Raw genomic sequence first — 262 nt, forward strand, 5'->3', positions numbered from 1 at the left:
GATAGTTGTGGTGTTCATCGCGTGAACGAATTCGCTTGACGTTCATTGGGTGAACGCGCTATCAGCCCTCTCCAGTTGGGATAGGCGTGATGGCAGGCATTCTACCGACCGATGAGAATGACAGCGACCGGCTGGTGCTCGGACTACTCACCTCGCTCGAGGCGGATGGTGCGCAGTCGCAGCGGCGGATCGCAGCCGACCTGGGCGTCGCGCTCGGTCTGGTCAACGCCTACCTGAAGCGGGCGATCAAGAAAGGTTTCGT

The 262-nt window shown here is 59.9% G+C and carries 1 protein-coding gene; it reads left to right on the top strand.

Going from position 1 to position 262, the window contains the following annotated elements:
• Positions 1–89: 89 nt before the first annotated feature.
• Positions 90–262 (top strand): winged helix-turn-helix transcriptional regulator (locus OU789_RS16990; RefSeq protein ID WP_446719199.1); only part of this gene is annotated, 173 nt, incomplete at its 3' end.

The organism is Halocynthiibacter sp. C4 (assembly GCF_028823805.1).
Taxonomy (GTDB): Bacteria; Pseudomonadota; Alphaproteobacteria; order Rhodobacterales; family Rhodobacteraceae; genus Falsihalocynthiibacter; species Falsihalocynthiibacter halioticoli.